15 protein-coding genes are annotated in these 15,363 nt (G+C 67.0%); 11 read left to right on the top strand and 4 right to left on the bottom strand.

The features are described from left to right. The first annotated feature begins 139 nt into the window (after window positions 1-139). From GNX71_RS01265 to GNX71_RS01305, 9 genes are all read left to right on the top strand, one after another. Window positions 140-1,003, top strand: coding sequence for a TorF family putative porin (locus GNX71_RS01265; RefSeq protein ID WP_206176645.1), 864 nt, complete (start codon window positions 140-142; stop codon window positions 1,001-1,003). A 65-nt stretch (window positions 1,004-1,068) separates the two neighbouring features. Continuing rightward, window positions 1,069-1,407, top strand: coding sequence for a P-II family nitrogen regulator (gene glnK, locus GNX71_RS01270; protein WP_007833403.1), 339 nt, complete (start codon window positions 1,069-1,071; stop codon window positions 1,405-1,407). A 28-nt stretch (window positions 1,408-1,435) separates the two neighbouring features. After that, window positions 1,436-2,977 carry an ammonium transporter gene (amt, locus tag GNX71_RS01275; protein WP_206176646.1) on the top strand — a complete coding sequence of 514 codons (1,542 nt, stop codon included), beginning with the start codon at window positions 1,436-1,438 and terminating at the stop codon, window positions 2,975-2,977. 189 nt (window positions 2,978-3,166) lie between these two features. Beyond that, a complete protein-coding gene (locus GNX71_RS01280) occupies window positions 3,167-4,099 on the top strand; it encodes an SMP-30/gluconolactonase/LRE family protein (protein WP_206176647.1) in 933 nt (310 codons plus the stop codon). Window positions 4,100-4,182: 83 nt separating this feature from the next. After that, a complete protein-coding gene (locus GNX71_RS01285; RefSeq protein WP_206176648.1) occupies window positions 4,183-5,064 on the top strand; it encodes a LysR substrate-binding domain-containing protein in 882 nt (293 codons plus the stop codon). A gap of 125 nt (window positions 5,065-5,189) precedes the next feature. After that, window positions 5,190-6,692 (top strand): FAD-linked oxidase C-terminal domain-containing protein, encoded by a 1,503-nt coding sequence (locus tag GNX71_RS01290; RefSeq protein WP_206176649.1) that lies wholly within the window; start codon window positions 5,190-5,192, stop codon window positions 6,690-6,692. 26 nt (window positions 6,693-6,718) lie between these two features. Next, the gene (gene glcE, locus GNX71_RS01295) at window positions 6,719-7,810 is read left to right on the top strand and encodes a glycolate oxidase subunit GlcE (RefSeq protein WP_206176650.1); all 1,092 of its coding nucleotides are present in this window, start codon (window positions 6,719-6,721) and stop codon (window positions 7,808-7,810) included. Between the two features lie 19 nt (window positions 7,811-7,829). Next, the gene (gene glcF / locus GNX71_RS01300; protein WP_206176651.1) at window positions 7,830-9,071 is read left to right on the top strand and encodes a glycolate oxidase subunit GlcF; all 1,242 of its coding nucleotides are present in this window, start codon (window positions 7,830-7,832) and stop codon (window positions 9,069-9,071) included. Between the two features lie 89 nt (window positions 9,072-9,160). Then, the gene (locus GNX71_RS01305) at window positions 9,161-9,586 is read left to right on the top strand and encodes a carboxypeptidase-like regulatory domain-containing protein (RefSeq protein ID WP_206176652.1); all 426 of its coding nucleotides are present in this window, start codon (window positions 9,161-9,163) and stop codon (window positions 9,584-9,586) included. A gap of 9 nt (window positions 9,587-9,595) precedes the next feature. On the opposite strand, the gene GNX71_RS01310 is transcribed toward GNX71_RS01305, so the two are convergent. From GNX71_RS01310 to lplT, 3 genes are all read right to left on the bottom strand, one after another. After that, the gene (locus GNX71_RS01310) at window positions 9,596-10,084 is read right to left on the bottom strand and encodes a glutathione peroxidase (protein ID WP_206176653.1); all 489 of its coding nucleotides are present in this window, start codon (window positions 10,082-10,084) and stop codon (window positions 9,596-9,598) included. Window positions 10,085-10,093: 9 nt separating this feature from the next. Further along, the gene (locus GNX71_RS01315) at window positions 10,094-10,993 is read right to left on the bottom strand and encodes a DMT family transporter (RefSeq protein WP_206176654.1); all 900 of its coding nucleotides are present in this window, start codon (window positions 10,991-10,993) and stop codon (window positions 10,094-10,096) included. Window positions 10,994-11,056: 63 nt separating this feature from the next. Beyond that, window positions 11,057-12,361: a lysophospholipid transporter LplT gene (gene lplT, locus GNX71_RS01320; protein ID WP_206176655.1), complete on the bottom strand. Its 1,305-nt coding sequence runs from the start codon at window positions 12,359-12,361 to the stop codon at window positions 11,057-11,059. A 193-nt stretch (window positions 12,362-12,554) separates the two neighbouring features. Between lplT and alr the strand changes: the two genes are divergently transcribed. After that, on the top strand, window positions 12,555-13,652 hold the full coding sequence (alr, locus tag GNX71_RS01325; RefSeq protein ID WP_206176656.1) for an alanine racemase: 1,098 nt from the start codon (window positions 12,555-12,557) through the stop codon (window positions 13,650-13,652). Next, window positions 13,649-14,386 (top strand): hypothetical protein, encoded by a 738-nt coding sequence (locus GNX71_RS01330; protein WP_206176657.1) that lies wholly within the window; start codon window positions 13,649-13,651, stop codon window positions 14,384-14,386. Before alr ends, GNX71_RS01330 begins: the two co-directional genes overlap by 4 nt. Here GNX71_RS01330 and GNX71_RS01335 read toward each other — a convergent pair. Beyond that, window positions 14,340-15,311 carry a LysR family transcriptional regulator gene (locus GNX71_RS01335; protein ID WP_206176658.1) on the bottom strand — a complete coding sequence of 324 codons (972 nt, stop codon included), beginning with the start codon at window positions 15,309-15,311 and terminating at the stop codon, window positions 14,340-14,342. The two genes, GNX71_RS01330 and GNX71_RS01335, sit on opposite strands and share 47 nt — an antisense overlap. Between the last annotated feature and the right edge of the window lie 52 nt (window positions 15,312-15,363).

Here is a 15,363-nt window from a genome sequence, read left to right on the forward strand (position 1 = left end):
AACATTCCTTGTAACGAATTGGCGCTCATCGGCGGCCGCTTCTTCCCTCTCGGACGACCGCATTCGTGCACTTTGGCACGCTCCCTGCTTTGAGCGTGTCAGGTCCCACAACACTTACTTACTTGCGAGGAGTTTCCCGATGACGCACCGTTCCGCCGTTCAGGCGCTGATCGTTCTGGCCACTGCATTGACCACGTCGGGCGCCGCCCTGGCGCAGACAGCTCCGGCGGATCCGGCACCCGCCCCGGCGCCATCGCTGACCGGCAACATCTCGCTGACCACCAACTACAAGTTCCGCGGCCAGGACCAGGACATGATCGGCCGCAACGACTACGCCAAGACCAAGGGCTTCAAGCCCGCCATCCAGGGCGGCCTGGACTACGCCTTCGGCGACAGCGGTTTCTACGTGGGCAGCTGGAACTCGAGCGTCAACTGGCTCAAGGGCAACAGCATCGAGATGGACCTGTACGGCGGCTACAAATTCAAGGCCGGCCCGATCGACATGGACGTCGGTGCGCTCACCTACATCTACCCCGGCAACTCCGTGGGCAACACCACCGAGCTCTACCTGGGCGCCACCTACGCCAACGAAACCTTCGGCTCGTTCACCGCCAAGTACTCGCACACGGTCTCCAAGGACTACTTCGGCTATGCCGGCAACAAGCTCGGCTCGGGCCTGAAGGGCCAGAACACCGGCTACCTGAACCTGTCGTACAGCAAGGAAATCGTGCCCAAGGTCACGCTGAAGGCGGCCGTCGGCTTCACCAACATGTCCAGTGACATCCGCAGCCTGGGCTACAAGAGCTATGTCGACTACAACGTCGGCGCGTCGTACGACTTCGGCAATGGCCTGTCGTTGACCGGTTCCGTGCAAGGCGCGAACAAGAAGACCGCGTACAACGTCGCGGCCGGCCCGGTGTACGACTTCGGCTTCTTCACCACGCAGCAGGTCTACTCGCCGAACAAGGCACGCTTCATCCTCACGCTGACGAAGACGCTCTAAACAGAACAACGAGGTGCGGCCCAAGCTGCCGCACCATTCCATTTCCATCCAAAGGAGAAGTTCACATGAAGCTGGTCACAGCCATCATCAAACCGTTCAAGCTCGACGAAGTGCGTGAAGCACTGTCGGCGATCGGCGTGCAGGGGATCACCGTCACAGAGGTGAAGGGCTTCGGGCGCCAGAAGGGCCACACCGAGCTCTACCGCGGCGCGGAGTACGTGGTCGACTTCCTGCCCAAGGTCAAGATCGAAGCGGCCGTCTCCGACGACCTGGTCGATCGCGTGATCGAAGCCGTCGAAGGTGCCGCCCGCACCGGCAAGATCGGCGACGGAAAAATCTTTGTCTACAACCTCGAGCAGGTCGTACGCATCCGCACCGGCGAAACGGGCCGCGAAGCCCTCTGATCGAGTCTGGCCCGAAAGAACAACGACTATGAAAAAACTGCTTGTCTCTCTTGCGCTCGGCCTGAGCGTTCTCGCCGCCGGCACGACCGGCTTCGCACAGACGCCCGCCGCGCCTGCTGAAGCGCCCGCCGCCTCCGCGCCGGCTGCCGCAGCACCCGCGGCCGCTCCCGCTGCTGCAGCACCTGCCGCCGCAGCAGCTGCACCCGCCGCGGCCGAAGCCGCACCTGCTGCCGCTCCCGCGCCGTCCTTCAACAAGGGCGACACCAGCTGGATGATGCTGTCCACGCTGCTCGTCATCATGATGACCATCCCCGGCCTCGCGCTGTTCTATGGCGGCCTGGTCCGCAGCAAGAACATGCTGTCGGTGCTGATGCAGGTGATGGTCACCTTCTCGCTGATCGTGGTGCTGTGGCTCATCTATGGCTACAGCATCGCCTTCACCGAGGGGAACGCCTTCTTCGGCGGATTCGACCGGCTCTTCATGAAGGGGATCTTCGATCCGGCCACCGGCGTGTTCGCACCCGGTGCCACCTTCAGCAAGGGCGTCTACATCCCCGAACTGCTGTTCGCCGCCTTCCAGGCCACGTTCGCCGGCATCACCTGCTGCCTGATCGTGGGTGCCTTTGCAGAACGCGCCAAGTTCTCGGCCGTGCTGCTGTTCATGGTGATCTGGTTCACCTTCAGCTATGCGCCGCTGGCCCACATGGTCTGGTTCTGGATGGGCCCCGACGCCTACACCGCCGCCAACGTGGTGGACGCCAACAACGCCAAGGCCGGCCTGATCTGGCAGTGGGGCGCGCTCGACTTCGCAGGCGGCACCGTGGTGCACATCAACGCAGCCGTCGCCGGCCTCGTGGGTGCCTTCGTGATCGGCAAGCGCGTGGGCTACGGCAAGGAAGCCTTCACGCCGCACTCGCTCACGCTCACCATGGTCGGTGCTTCGCTGCTGTGGGTCGGCTGGTTCGGCTTCAACGCAGGTTCGGCCCTGGAAGCCGGCACCAGCGCCGTGCTCGCCTTCATGAACACCTTCTCTGCCACCGCCGCCGCCGTGCTCGCATGGTGCATCGGTGAAGCGCTGATGCGCGGCAAGGCCTCGATGCTGGGTGCCGCCTCGGGCGCCGTTGCAGGCCTCGTGGCCATCACCCCGGCCGCCGGCAACGTCGGCCTGATGGGCGCCCTCGTGATCGGCTTCGTCGCCGGCTTCGCCTGCCTCTGGGGCGTCAACGGCCTCAAGAAGCTGCTCGGTGCGGACGACTCGCTCGACGTGTTCGGCGTGCACGGTGTCGGCGGTATCGTCGGCGCGCTGCTCACCGGCGTGTTCAACACCCAGGCGCTCGGCGGCCCCGGCCTCGTGGGCGACTGGGTCACGGCCAGCGTCGTCTCGAACGGCATCGGTGCCCAGGTCTGGATCCAGTTGAAGGGCGTGCTGCTGACCATCGTCTGGTCGGGCGTGGTGTCCTTCATCGCCTACAAGATCGCCGACCTCACCATCGGCCTGCGTGTGTCGGAAGAAGAAGAGCGGGAAGGCCTCGACATCTCCGCCCACGGCGAAACCGCCTACAACCGTTGATCGGCCACTGGGGAGCCTTCCGGGGCTCCCCAGCCGGATGACCACCATCCTTTTTCTTCACAAGAACAATTCTTCGTCACGAGTTTTTCAAGCGAGGTCTCCTTTGGATGTTCAGCCCGCGAGCGCTTCGGCGCCAGCGGGCTTTTTTTTGCCCGTCGCCGCCATCGCGAGGGGCACAATCGCCACACCATGTGGACCTCCCTCGAAGACAGCCTCTGCGCGCTCGGCGAATCGCCGTTCTGGCACCCTGAAGAACGCGCCCTCTATTGGCTCGACATCCCGGGCCGCGCCGTGTTGCGAACGCGCGGCGACATCGGGACGCCATCCGCCACGGTCGAGCGATGGGCGCTCTCCACCGAACCCGGGTGCATGGCACCGGCCCGAAGCGGCGGCCTCGTGATCGCGCTGCGCGACGGTATCTACCGCGCGCGCGAATGGGGCGGCGAGCTGGTCGCGATGGCGCGCGTGGAGCACGACGTGCGCACCATGCGCTTCAACGACGGCAAATGCGACCCGCTCGGCCGCTTCTGGGGCGGTTCGCTCAACGAGGCGAAAGACAGCGCCAACGCCGCGCTCTACTGCTTCGATGCGCGCCCCGGCACCGACATCGCGCCCACGCTCACGCAGATGGCCAACGAGTCCACCACCGCCAACGGCCTCGCTTTCTCCCCCGACGCACGAACCCTCTACTGGGCCGACACTGCCGCGCACGTGGTCTGCGCATGGGACTGGGACGCCGAGGCCAACGCGCTCTCGCATGCCCGCGTGTTCCACCAGTTCGACGCCAAGCCCGAAGGCTGGACGCCCGACTCGCCCGTTCGCTACGAAGGCCGCCCCGACGGCGCGACGGTCGATGCAGACGGCCACTACTGGGTCGCGATGTTCGAAGGCGCGCAGCTGTTGCGCTTCGCGCCGTCCGGGGACATCGTGGCGTCGGTGCCTGTGCCCGTTCAATGCCCGACGATGCCGTGCTTCGGCGGCGACGATCTGAAGACGCTCTTCGTCACCAGCGGCCGCAAAGGGCGGCCTGCGGCGGAGATCGAACGGCTTCCCGCATCGGGCACGGTGATCTCGATGCGCGTCGATACGCCGGGCCTGCCCGTCAATTTCTTCGAGGACTGAGTGCGTGCAGCGTTGCTCGGAGCGCTCGTTGATCGGTGGCCTGCGCACTCGCCGTGAACAGAAGCCGGGAGGGTAAGAACCAGATGGCCCTCCAGCACATCCCGCCCATCCAGTGCCTGCTGACTTTCGAGGCCGTGGCACGCCTGCGGCACGCCGGCCGTGCAGCCGAGGAGCTGTGCGTCACCCCCAGCGCAGTCAGCCACCGCATCCGCCAGCTCGAAGCGCACGTCGGCTTCAAGCTCTTCGGCCGCAGCGACTTCAGCCTGACGGCCGACGGCGCTGCTTATCTGGCGAACGTGCGCACCGGCCTCGCCGCGCTGCAGGCCACGCCGCTCGCCAACGCAGCGCCGCGCGCCACGCGCCTGCGCATTGCCGTCACGCCTACTTTCAGCCGTCAGTTCCTGATGCCCCGGCTTGAGCTGTTCCGCAACATCTACCCGGACATCGAACTCGTGCTGCAGGTATCGATCCCGCTGCTCGACGTGACCGCCGAACAGGCCGACCTCGAAGTGCGCTACGGCACCGGCGCCTATGCCGACTGCGAACACCGCCTGCTGCTCGAAGAAGAAGTGGTGCCCGCCTGCAGCCCCAGCTACCTGAACGAGTTCGGCCCGTTCGACGGATTCCGCACCGCCGCCGAGATCGCGAGCGCGCGGCTCATCCGCAGCCCGCTCGAACCTTGGGGCACCTGGTTCGCGCACTGCGGCATCGACCAGCCCGAGCCGCACGTCGGCTCGCAGTTCAACGACTTGGGGCTCGTCTACGACGCGGCCGCGAGCGGCTTCGGCGTGGCGCTGGTGCGCCAGAAGATGGGCGCCGCATGGTTTGAGTCGGGCCGGCTGGTGGCGCTCTCCGACCGGGCTGTGCCGTCGCCGCACCGGCACACCATCTGCTGGCAGCCCGGCACGCTCGAGCGCTGGGAATGCGCGGCCTTCGTCGACTGGCTCGCGCAGAGCCTGCGCTGACCGGCCGGGTCCGGCGGCAAAGTTCTCTCAAGCGCCGCGCAAAAAAGCATCAACCCGGCGCCGCTGCATTTCCGTAGAGTGCGGTACCCCCGAGACATTCGCCAAAAAGACAAGAGGCCCGCCGCATGAATGCGCCGATCACTGCCGTTCAGCAAGATTCGCTACAGAAAACGGAGCGCCAGTCGCAGGTGGTGCGCGCGCTGCAAGCGCACCTGCCCGCGCATGCCCTCATCTGGCACGCCGAAGACACCACGCCCTACGAGTGCGACGGCCTCACCGCTTATCGCCAGCGGCCGCTCGTCGTGGCCCTGCCCGAGACCGAGGCGCAGGTCGCCGCCGTGCTCAGGACCTGCCATCAGCTGGGTGTGCCCGTGGTGGCGCGCGGCGCAGGCACCGGGCTCTCGGGCGGCGCGATGCCGCATGCGCTGGGCGTAACGCTCTCCCTGGCCAAGTTCAACCGCATCCTGAAGATCGATCCGGTGAGCCGCACGGCGGTCGTGCAGTGCGGCGTGCGCAACCTGGCGATCAGCGAGGCCGCCGCACCCTTCAACCTCTACTACGCGCCCGACCCGTCGAGCCAGATCGCCTGCACCATCGGCGGCAACGTGGCCGAGAACTCGGGCGGCGTGCATTGCCTGAAGTACGGGCTCACGCTGCACAACGTGCTGCGCGTGCGCGGCTTCACTGCCGAGGGCGATGCCATCGAATTCGGCGGCGAGGCGCTCGATGCGCCGGGGCTCGACCTGCTCGCGCTGGTCATCGGCAGCGAAGGCATGCTGGCCGTGACCACCGAGGTCACCGTCAAGCTCGTGCCCAAGCCGCAGCTCGCGCGCTGCATCATGGCCAGCTTCGACGACGTGCGAAAGGCTGGCGATGCAGTCGCAGCGGTGATCGCAGCCGGCATCATTCCCGCAGGGCTCGAGATGATGGACAAGCCCATGACCGCCGCCGTCGAGGACTTCGTGCGTGCGGGCTACGACCTCGATGCCGCGGCGATCCTGCTGTGCGAATCCGACGGCACGCCTGAAGAAGTGGAAGAGGAAATCGGCCGCATGACCGCCGTGCTGCGCGGCTGCGGCGCCACCGCGATCGCGGTGAGCAACAGCGAAGACGAGCGCATGAAATTCTGGAGCGGCCGCAAGAACGCCTTCCCGGCGTCGGGCCGCATCAGCCCCGACTACATGTGCCTCGACTCGACCATCCCGCGCAAGCGCCTGGCGGACATCCTGCTCGCGATCCAGGAGATGGAGAAGAAATACAACCTGCGCTGCTGCAACGTGTTCCATGCCGGCGACGGCAACCTGCATCCGCTGGTGCTGTTCGATGCGAACGACCCCGACGAGCTGCACCGCTGCGAGCTCTTCGGCGCCGACATCCTGGAGACCAGCGTCGCGATGGGCGGCACGGTGTCGGGCGAGCACGGCGTGGGCGTGGAGAAGCTCAACAGCATGTGCGTGCAGTTCACCGCCGGCGAGAACGAGCAGATGTTCGGCGTGAAGCGCGCGTTCGATCCGGCCGGGCTGCTGAACCCCGGCAAGGTGATTCCGACGCTGCAGCGCTGCGCCGAGTACGGCAAGCAGGTGGTGCGCGGCGGCAGGCTGCCGCATCCCGATCTGCCGCGCTTCTGAGAGCGACAACAACAAAAAAAGAGACCATGGATTCAGCCCTCAATCAGATCGTCGAGCGCATCCGCGCCGCAACAGCCGATGCCACGCCGCTTTGCATTCGCGGCGGCGGCACCAAGGATTTCTACGGCGAGGCGCTGCAAGGCGACACCCTCGACACCACCGCGCTGCAGGGCATCACAAGTTACGAGCCGAGCGAACTGGTCGTCACCGTGCGTGCCGGCACGCCGCTCGCTGAACTCGAAGCCGCATTGGCCGAGAAGGGGCAGTGCCTGCCCTTCGAGCCGCCGCACTTCGGAAGCGACGGCACGGTGGGCGGTATGGTTGCCGCCGGCTTGAGCGGCCCCGCGCGTGCCAGCGTGGGCGCGGTGCGCGATTACGTGCTCGGCGCCACGCTGGTCAATGGCCGCGGCGATGTCCTGAGCTTCGGCGGACAGGTGATGAAGAACGTCGCGGGCTACGACGTCTCACGCGTGCTGGCGGGATCGCTCGGCACGCTGGGCGTGATCGCCGAGGTGAGCCTCAAGGTGCTGCCCGTCGCGCCGGCCGAGGCCACGCTCGAGTTCGCCTGCAGCCAGGCCGATGCGCTGCGGCTGCTCAATGAATGGGGCGGCCGGCCGCTGCCGCTGAATGCGAGTTGCTGGTTCGAATACGCGGGTGCCGGTGCGCTCTACCTGCGGCTGCGTGGCGCGGTTGCGGCCGTGGAAGCGGCATGCACGCACCTCGGCGGCGAGCGCAAGGACAACGCACGCGCCGCGGCCGACTGGCAGGCGCTGCGCGATCAGCAGTTGCCGTGGTTCGACACCGCGAACGGACCGGATGCACTCTGGCGCCTATCGGTGTCGCAGACCGCGCCGGTGCTCGCCATCGACGGCAATGCGCCGCTGATCGAGTGGCATGGCGGGCAGCGCTGGTACAAGGCGCCACCCGACCAGGCCTCGCGCATCCGCGAGATCGCGCATGCGGCGGGCGGGCACGCCACGCTGTTCAGGGCGCCAGCCTCGAACATCCCCCGCTTCGATGCGCTGAGCGCTCCCGTGACCCGCATCCATCGCGCGCTGATGCACGAGTTCGATCCGCACCGCATCTTCAACCGCGGCCGGCTTTTCGCAGACGAATAACAAGAGACGACACCCCGCGATGCAAACCGAACTCGCCCCCGAATTCCGCGACACCGACGAAGGTCGCGAAGCCGAAGCCATCCTGCGCAAGTGCGTGCACTGCGGCTTCTGCACCGCCACCTGCCCGACCTACCAGCTGCTGGGCGACGAGCTCGACGGCCCGCGCGGACGCATCTACCTCATCAAGCAGGTGCTCGAAGGCAAGGCGCCGACGCGCAGCACGCAGCTGCACCTGGACCGGTGCCTCACCTGCCGCAACTGCGAGAGCACCTGCCCGAGCGGCGTGCAGTACGGCAACCTCGTGGATATCGGCCGCAGGATCGTCGACGAGAAGGTGCCGCGTCCCGCGATGGAATCGGCCACGCGCTGGCTGTTGAAGGAAGGGCTGCCGTCGCCGCTCTTCGGCCCAGCGATGAAGCTCGGGCAATCGGTACGCGGCTTGTTGCCCGGTGCGCTCAAGGCCAAGGTGCCCGTGAAACAGGAAGCTGGCGCGTGGCCCACCGCCACTCATGCGCGCAAGGTGCTGATGCTCGCGGGCTGCGTGCAGCCGTCGATGATGCCCAACATCAACAGCGCCACCGCGCGCGTGCTCGATGCGGCCGGCATCCAGGTCGTGATCGCGAAGGAAGCGGGCTGCTGCGGCGCGGTGAAGTTCCACCTCAACGACCAGGAGGGCGGCAAGGCGCAGATGCGCGCCAACATCGATGCGTGGTGGCCGCAGGTCGAACGCAATGAAGTCGAGGCCATCGTGATGAACGCGTCGGGATGCGGCGTCACGGTGCGCGAGTACGGCCACATCCTGCAGCACGACGCGGCGTATGCCGCGAAGGCGGCGCGCATCAGCGAACTGACGCGCGACCTGAGCGAGCTGCTGCCCGATCTCGTGCCCGCGTTGAAGGGCCGCGTGCGAGCGCCAGAAGGCGTGGTCGCCTATCACCCGCCGTGCACGCTGCAGCATGGCCAGAAGCTGCGCGGCGGTGTCGAGACGCATCTGCGCGCGCTGGGCTTCGACGTGCGCGTGGCCATGAACGAATCGCACCTGTGCTGCGGCTCGGCGGGCACGTATTCGGTGCTGCAACCTGAGCTGGCTTACCCGCTGCGCGACCGCAAGCTCGAGCATCTGAAGCAACTGCAGCCGACCACCATCGCCTCGGCGAACATCGGCTGCATCACGCACCTGCAGAGCGGCAGCGGGGAAACGCCGGTGCGGCACTGGGTGGAGCTGCTGGACGCCGCGCTGGGCACGCAGGGTAGGGCCTGATCGCACACGAGGGCAGGGCGCGGTCCGACTCGCGCGGCGGGCCCTTGCGGCGCATCATCGCGACACCGAACCTGCAAGGAGCCTGTGCCATGTCCCACCTTATCCAACTTCCGCTGCGACGCGTTCTGCTGGCCTGCGCTTGCGCAGCCGGTGCCATGGCGGCGCACGCCCAGTCCGGGATGCCTGCATGGCAGGGCGAGGGCGCGACGCGCTACATGTGCGGCGGCATCGGCTCCGACGAATCGAAGGCCATTCGCGAGGACATGAAGAAGCATCCGCTCTCACTGTTGTTCGCGCGCGCCGACGGCGCCTATATGGCCAGCGTGGACGTCGCGATCAAGGGCGGCGACACCAACTCGTCCGCCGCCATGGCCTTCCGTGCCGGCGGGCCGGTGTGCCTGATCGACATCCCTGCCGGTCGCTACACCATTGACGTCACCGCGCCCGGCGGAGAAGCCAAGAGCCAGACGGTGACGGTGGGTGGCGGTGCGAAGACCGCGAGCTTCCGCTTCTGACGCGAGCCGTCAGCCCGCCGCCAGCGCCGCCTCGACGTCGCGCGTGAGCGAGGCGGGCGTATCGAGCGGCGCGTAGCGCTTGAGCACGGTGCCGTCGCGCCCGATGAGGAACTTGGTGAAGTTCCACTTGATGGCCGTGAGGCCCAGGAGGCCCGGCTTTTCCTTGGTGAGCCACTGGTACAGCGGCGCGGCGTTGCTGCCGTTGACGTCGATCTTCTCCATCATCGGAAAACTCACGCCGTAGTTCTTGGTGCAGAAGGCGCCGATTTCCTCGTTGGTGCCCGGGTCCTGCGAGCCGAACTGGTTCGACGGAAAGCCCAGCACCGTGAGGCCCTGGTCGGCGTACTTCTCGTGCAGCGCCTCCAGCCCGGCGAACTGCGGCGTGAAACCGCATTTGCTCGCCGTGTTGACGATCAGCAGCACCTTGCCCTTGAAGGCGGAGAGCTTCACCGGCTTGCCGTCGATCTGGTTGGCCTCGAAGTCGTAGACGCTGGTCATGGAGTGTCCTCAGTGAGTCGCGCAAGCGCTGGAGGCGCGATCATCGCCCCGCACGGGCGTTCGCGCAAACGCCGACCAGACCGCGCCCGCCACGATCAGCGCGCCGCCCGTGAGGATGCGCGCGTCCAGGGTGGCCGCGCCCAGCGCCACCGACGAGACGCTGGCGAACAGCACCTCCGACAGCATGATCACCGAGGCCGCGCTCGACGTGAGCCGCGCGGCGCCGTACTGCAGGCACACGTTGGCCACGATGAAGCCGCTGCCCAGCAGCACCGCCCAGCCGAGCCAGCCGGAGGTGGCCAGCAGCGGGGAGGCAATGCCGCCGGCGCCGGTGCCGATCAGGGCCGTGGAGCCGGCCACCACGGCGCAGCCGCAGAACATCGCCAGTGCACGCGACTCGCCCGGGGCTTCGCGCAGATGGCGCAGCGTGATGTTCGTCAGCGCGAAACAGAAGCCCGCCACCACGCCCAGCCAGTCGGGCAGGCTCGAGGGCACGGGCCAGTCGGTGCCGGGCGCCTTGAGCACCACGACCACGCCGGTCAGTGCCAGCGCGACCCGTGCGAGCGCGCCGCCCGTGGGCCGCTCGCCGAGCAGCAGCCAGGCCAGCAGCACGTTCCACAGCGGCATCAGGTAGAACAGCAGCACCACGCGCACCACGTCGCCCTGCGTCGCGGCCCAGTTGAAGCCCACGTTGGTGAAGCCCGCCGCAAGGCCCAGCGCCACCAGCATCGGGAACGCCGCGAAGGCCTTCCACGCATGCCGGCGCACAAGGCCCATCACGACCGCGATGGCCAGGTAGATCAGGCAGGTGGTCCACAGCGGGTGCAGTCCGTGGCCGGCGAGCTGGCGGAAGGGAAACCACGAAACGCCCCAGACGAAGGCGTTGAAGACAAGTGCAAGCGCGGGCATGGCGGCGTTGGAAAGGTGAAGGCTTCGGCGCGCCGGCCGTCTCACCAACGCAGTCGCGAAAGATCAGTGATGTTTGTCGCTGCGGGCGATCGCAAGGAGGTGCTCGACCTCCTCGGGATATTTCTTGAGATTGTTCTCATGCCAGCGCTTGATGAGCCACATGCAGCCCGCCACCACCAGCCCGAAGGCGCTGATCGCACCGTAGGCCGACAGGCCCAGCCCCGTGCACACGCTGTAGAAGCCGCCCAGGAGAAGAATGCAGGCCTGCTCGTTGAAGTTCTGCACCGCGATCGAACGGCCCGCGCCCATCAGGTTGTGGCCGCGGTGCTGCAAGAGCGCATTCATCGGCACCACGAGGAAGCCGCCGAGGCCGCCCAGGATGATGAGGAACGGCACCGCCAGCCACACGTTGCCGATGAAGTTCATGCAGATGACCATCAGCCCCATCGCGATGCCCATCGGAATCACGCGGGTGGCCATGTCCAGCCGCATGCGCATCGAGGCCACGATGGCGCCCACGGCCGTGCCGATGGTCACCACGCCGGTGAGGGCCGAAGCCTGCGTCGTGTTGTAGCCCAGTGCCAGTGATGCCCATGCGAGCACGATGTACTTGAGGTTGCCGCCCGCGCCCCAGAAGAGCGTGGTGGTGGCCAGCGAAATCTGGCCGAGGCGATCGCGCCACAGACGCGCATTGCAATGCCAGAAGTCGGGCAGCAGCGCGGCGATGTTTCGCACGAAGCCGTGCTCGGGGTTGGAGCGCAGCGGGCGCATCTCGACGCCGGTGTGCGGGATGCGCGTGTTGAACCAGGCGGCCAGCATGTACACGAGGATCAGCACCGAGATCGCGGCTTCGGCCGGCGAATCGATGCCGGTGTCGATCAGCGGGAAGTCGAAGGCCAGCAACTTGCTGGAGATCGCATGGCCCACCAGCGTGCCGCCGAGCACGATGCCCAGGAGGATGGAGGCGATGGTCAGCCCCTCGATCCAGCCGTTGGCCTTGACCAGCTGGGAGGCCGGCAGCAGCTCGGTGAGGATGCCGTACTTGGCCGGCGAGTACGCGGCCGCGCCCAGGCCCACGATCGAATACGACAGCAGCGGGTGCGAGCCGAACAGCATCATCAGGCAGCCGATCACCTTGATCGCGTTGCTGATGAACATCACCTTGCCCTTGGGCAGCGCATCCGCGAACGCGCCCACCAGCGGCGCGAGCACCACGTAGAAGACCGCGAAGATCGGCACCAGGGCCGCGCGTTGCCATTCGGGGGCGCCCGAACTTCTCATGAGATCGACGGCAACAACGAAAAGCGCTTGGTCGGCCAGCGACGAAAAGAACTGGGCCGACATGATCGTGTAGAAACCGCGCTTCATCGATGGGCTGGCTGGCCAGAGGGGTCTGCTGGCGGTAGTGAAAAAGTGTCGCGTCCGGAGCGAATGGGCGGTTATAGCATGGGGGTACGACGCCCAAATGGGCATCCCCACCGTATTCGACCCCATTCCCGGAAATGCTAAAACGTGGTCTGCATTTCCTCCAAGCCCGCTCGAAGCCTGTCCAAAGCCTCCCATGCCGCGCCCCATTCTCGCCACCGTCCACACCGCAGCCCTCCGCAACAACCTTGGTCGGGTCCGCCGTTCGGCGCTCGACGCCCGTGTCTGGGCGGTGGTCAAGGCCAACGCCTATGGCCATGGCATCGAGCGGGTCTATGAGGGCCTGCGCGGCGCCGACGGCTTTGCGCTGCTCGACCTGGCCGAAGCCGAGCGCGTGCGCGCCCTGGGCTGGCGCGGCCCGGTGCTGCTGCTCGAAGGCGTGTTCGATGCGCGCGACCTGGAACTGTGCTCGCGCCTGGACCTCTGGCACACCGTGCACTGCGACGAACAGATCGACATGCTCGCGGCGCACAAGACCCTCAAGCCGCAGCGTGTTTTTCTCAAGATGAACTCGGGCATGAACCGCCTGGGCTTCACACCCGAGCGCTTCGGCTCGGCCTGGACGCGCCTGAATGCGCTCACGCAGGTCGACGAGATTTCGCTGATGACCCACTTCAGCGATGCCGACGGCGCCCGCGGCATCGCGCACCAGGTCGAGGCCTTCGAGCGCGCGACGCGCGACCTGCCGGGCGAGCGCTCCATTGCCAACAGCGCAGCCACGCTGCGCCACCCGGACCATACGCGCGGCGACTGGGTGCGTCCCGGCATCGTGCTGTACGGCAGCGCCCCCGACTTTCCGGAGAACGACGCGGCGCACTGGCAGTTGCAGCCGACGATGACGCTGTCGACCCGACTGCTCTCGGTGCAGACGCTCAAGGCCGGCGACACCATCGGCTACGGCTCCAACTTCACGGCCGAAGGGCCGCTCACCATCGGCGTCGCCGCGGTCGGCTACGCCGATGGCTATCCACGCCACTGCAACACCGGCACGCCGGTGCTGGTGAACGGCGTGCGCACCCGCATGGTGGGCCGCGTGAGCATGGACATGATCACCGTCGATCTCACGCCCGTGCCCGACGCGAAGTTCGGCGCCGAGGTCACGCTGTGGGGCCGCTCGACGGTCACCGATGCCGTGCTGTCCATCGATGAGGTCGCGCAGGCGGCGGGCACCGTCGGCTACGAACTCATGTGCGCCGTGGCGCAACGCGTGCCGTTCGCTCCCGCCGACGAATGAAGATTCTTTCCAACTGGCGCTCGGTGCGCCTTTGGGAAACGGAGGTCGAGCGCGACCTGCACCGCAACTACAGCCTGCGCACGCACGGCATCCTGATCGGCACGTTCACGCTCCTCCTGATGTGGGGCGTGTCGGCGCTGCAGATGCACCTGCTGCATGTGGACTCGCTCGCGGTTCGCTACTTCCTCACGCTGGGCGTGGGGTATCTGGGCTACCTGCTGGTGCTGCGCTGGTGGGCGAAGCGGCTGGTCGAGGGGCGCAGCGTCGATATCGATGCCGATGTGCCCGATGTGGACTTCAGCGGTGGAAGTTCGTGTGATCACGTGAGCGTTGCCGACGCCGCCGATGGCGGCAGTTTGCTGTCCGACGTGGCCGGTGGCGTGCTCGACGTGGCGGGCGGTGCGGATGAAGGCGCCATCATCGTGGTGCCGGTGCTCGCGATCTTCGCGATTTGCGTGGCCGTGCTGTTCGGCGCCGGCTATCTCGCGCTGCTGTATTTCAGCTGGGACGCATTGCTGGCCGTGGCCGTCGAGGTGGCGTTCTCGTACGTCTCGGCCCGCGCCGCGGTGCGCGTGGCGCGCGAAGGCTGGTTGATGGCCGCGGTGCGGCTGACCTGGAAGCCGTTGCTCGGCGCGGTGCTCTCCGCCGTGATCCTGGGTGCCGTGCTCGACCACTTCATGCCGCAGGTCAATTCGTTGCCCGAGGCGGTGCGCGTCTTGTTGAAGAAGCATTGAGCTTCTTTCCGCGCCCGGTGGCCAGCGCATCGAGCAGGTGGTCGATCAGCACCTGGCATTTGGGCACGGTGAAACGGCTGGGCGGGTAAAGAATCCACGCGTGCCCGCGGTAGTTGCCCTGGAACTCCCATTCGGGCAGCACGCGTGTGACCGAGCCTTCGTCGAGTGCCTGCTGCGCCACGAACATCTGCAGGCAGGCCACGCCCAGGCCCGAGCGCGCAGCATCGAGGCGGATCTCGGTGTGGTTGGCGATGTAGCGCCCCTGCACCACGATCTCCGCCTCTTCATCGCCTCTCTTGAAGCGCCAACGGTTGTCGCGCTCGTGCTCGCCCAGCGAGATGCAGCGGTGCGCGCCGAGATCGCGCGGATGATGGATGGCCGCGCCGCTCGCCAGATAGCCGGGCGAGGCCACGAGGATGTGCTCGACCATCATCAGCCGCCGCGCGACCAGGCCCTCGGGCGGATTGGGCGTCAGGCGCACCACGAGGTCCACGCCTTCCTGGATCGGATCGATGTCGCGGTCTTCCACGATCAACTGCACGTCCACCTCGGGATAGCGCGCGAGGAAGCTCAGGATCAGCGGATGCAGCACGCGCCGCGCGAAGGCCCTGGGCGCGCTGATGCGCACCCGACCGCTGGGCTTCTTCGCATACTGCTGCCCGATCTCCATCGTGCCTTGTGCAGCGAGCACCAGTTCGCGGCAGCGCGCGAAGGCTTCGGTGCCGGGCTCGGTCAGCCGCAGCTGGCGCGTCGTGCGCTGCAGCAACTGCACGCCGATTTCCTTCTCGAGCCGCTTGACCTGCCGGCTCGCGGCCGACGGCGTCATGCCCAGCAGGTCGGCCGCGGCGGAAAAGCTCCCGAGCTCGGCGACCCGCAGGAAGGTCACCATCTCGGGCAGCACTTTGAGAAATGAATTCGTTCCCACGGCGCAAGGATCCTGTTCCGGCCGATGGCTGTTCGGCCTGTGTGATGCCCTG

The organism is Variovorax sp. RKNM96, from assembly GCF_017161115.1.
Lineage (GTDB): Bacteria > Pseudomonadota > Gammaproteobacteria > Burkholderiales > Burkholderiaceae_C > Variovorax.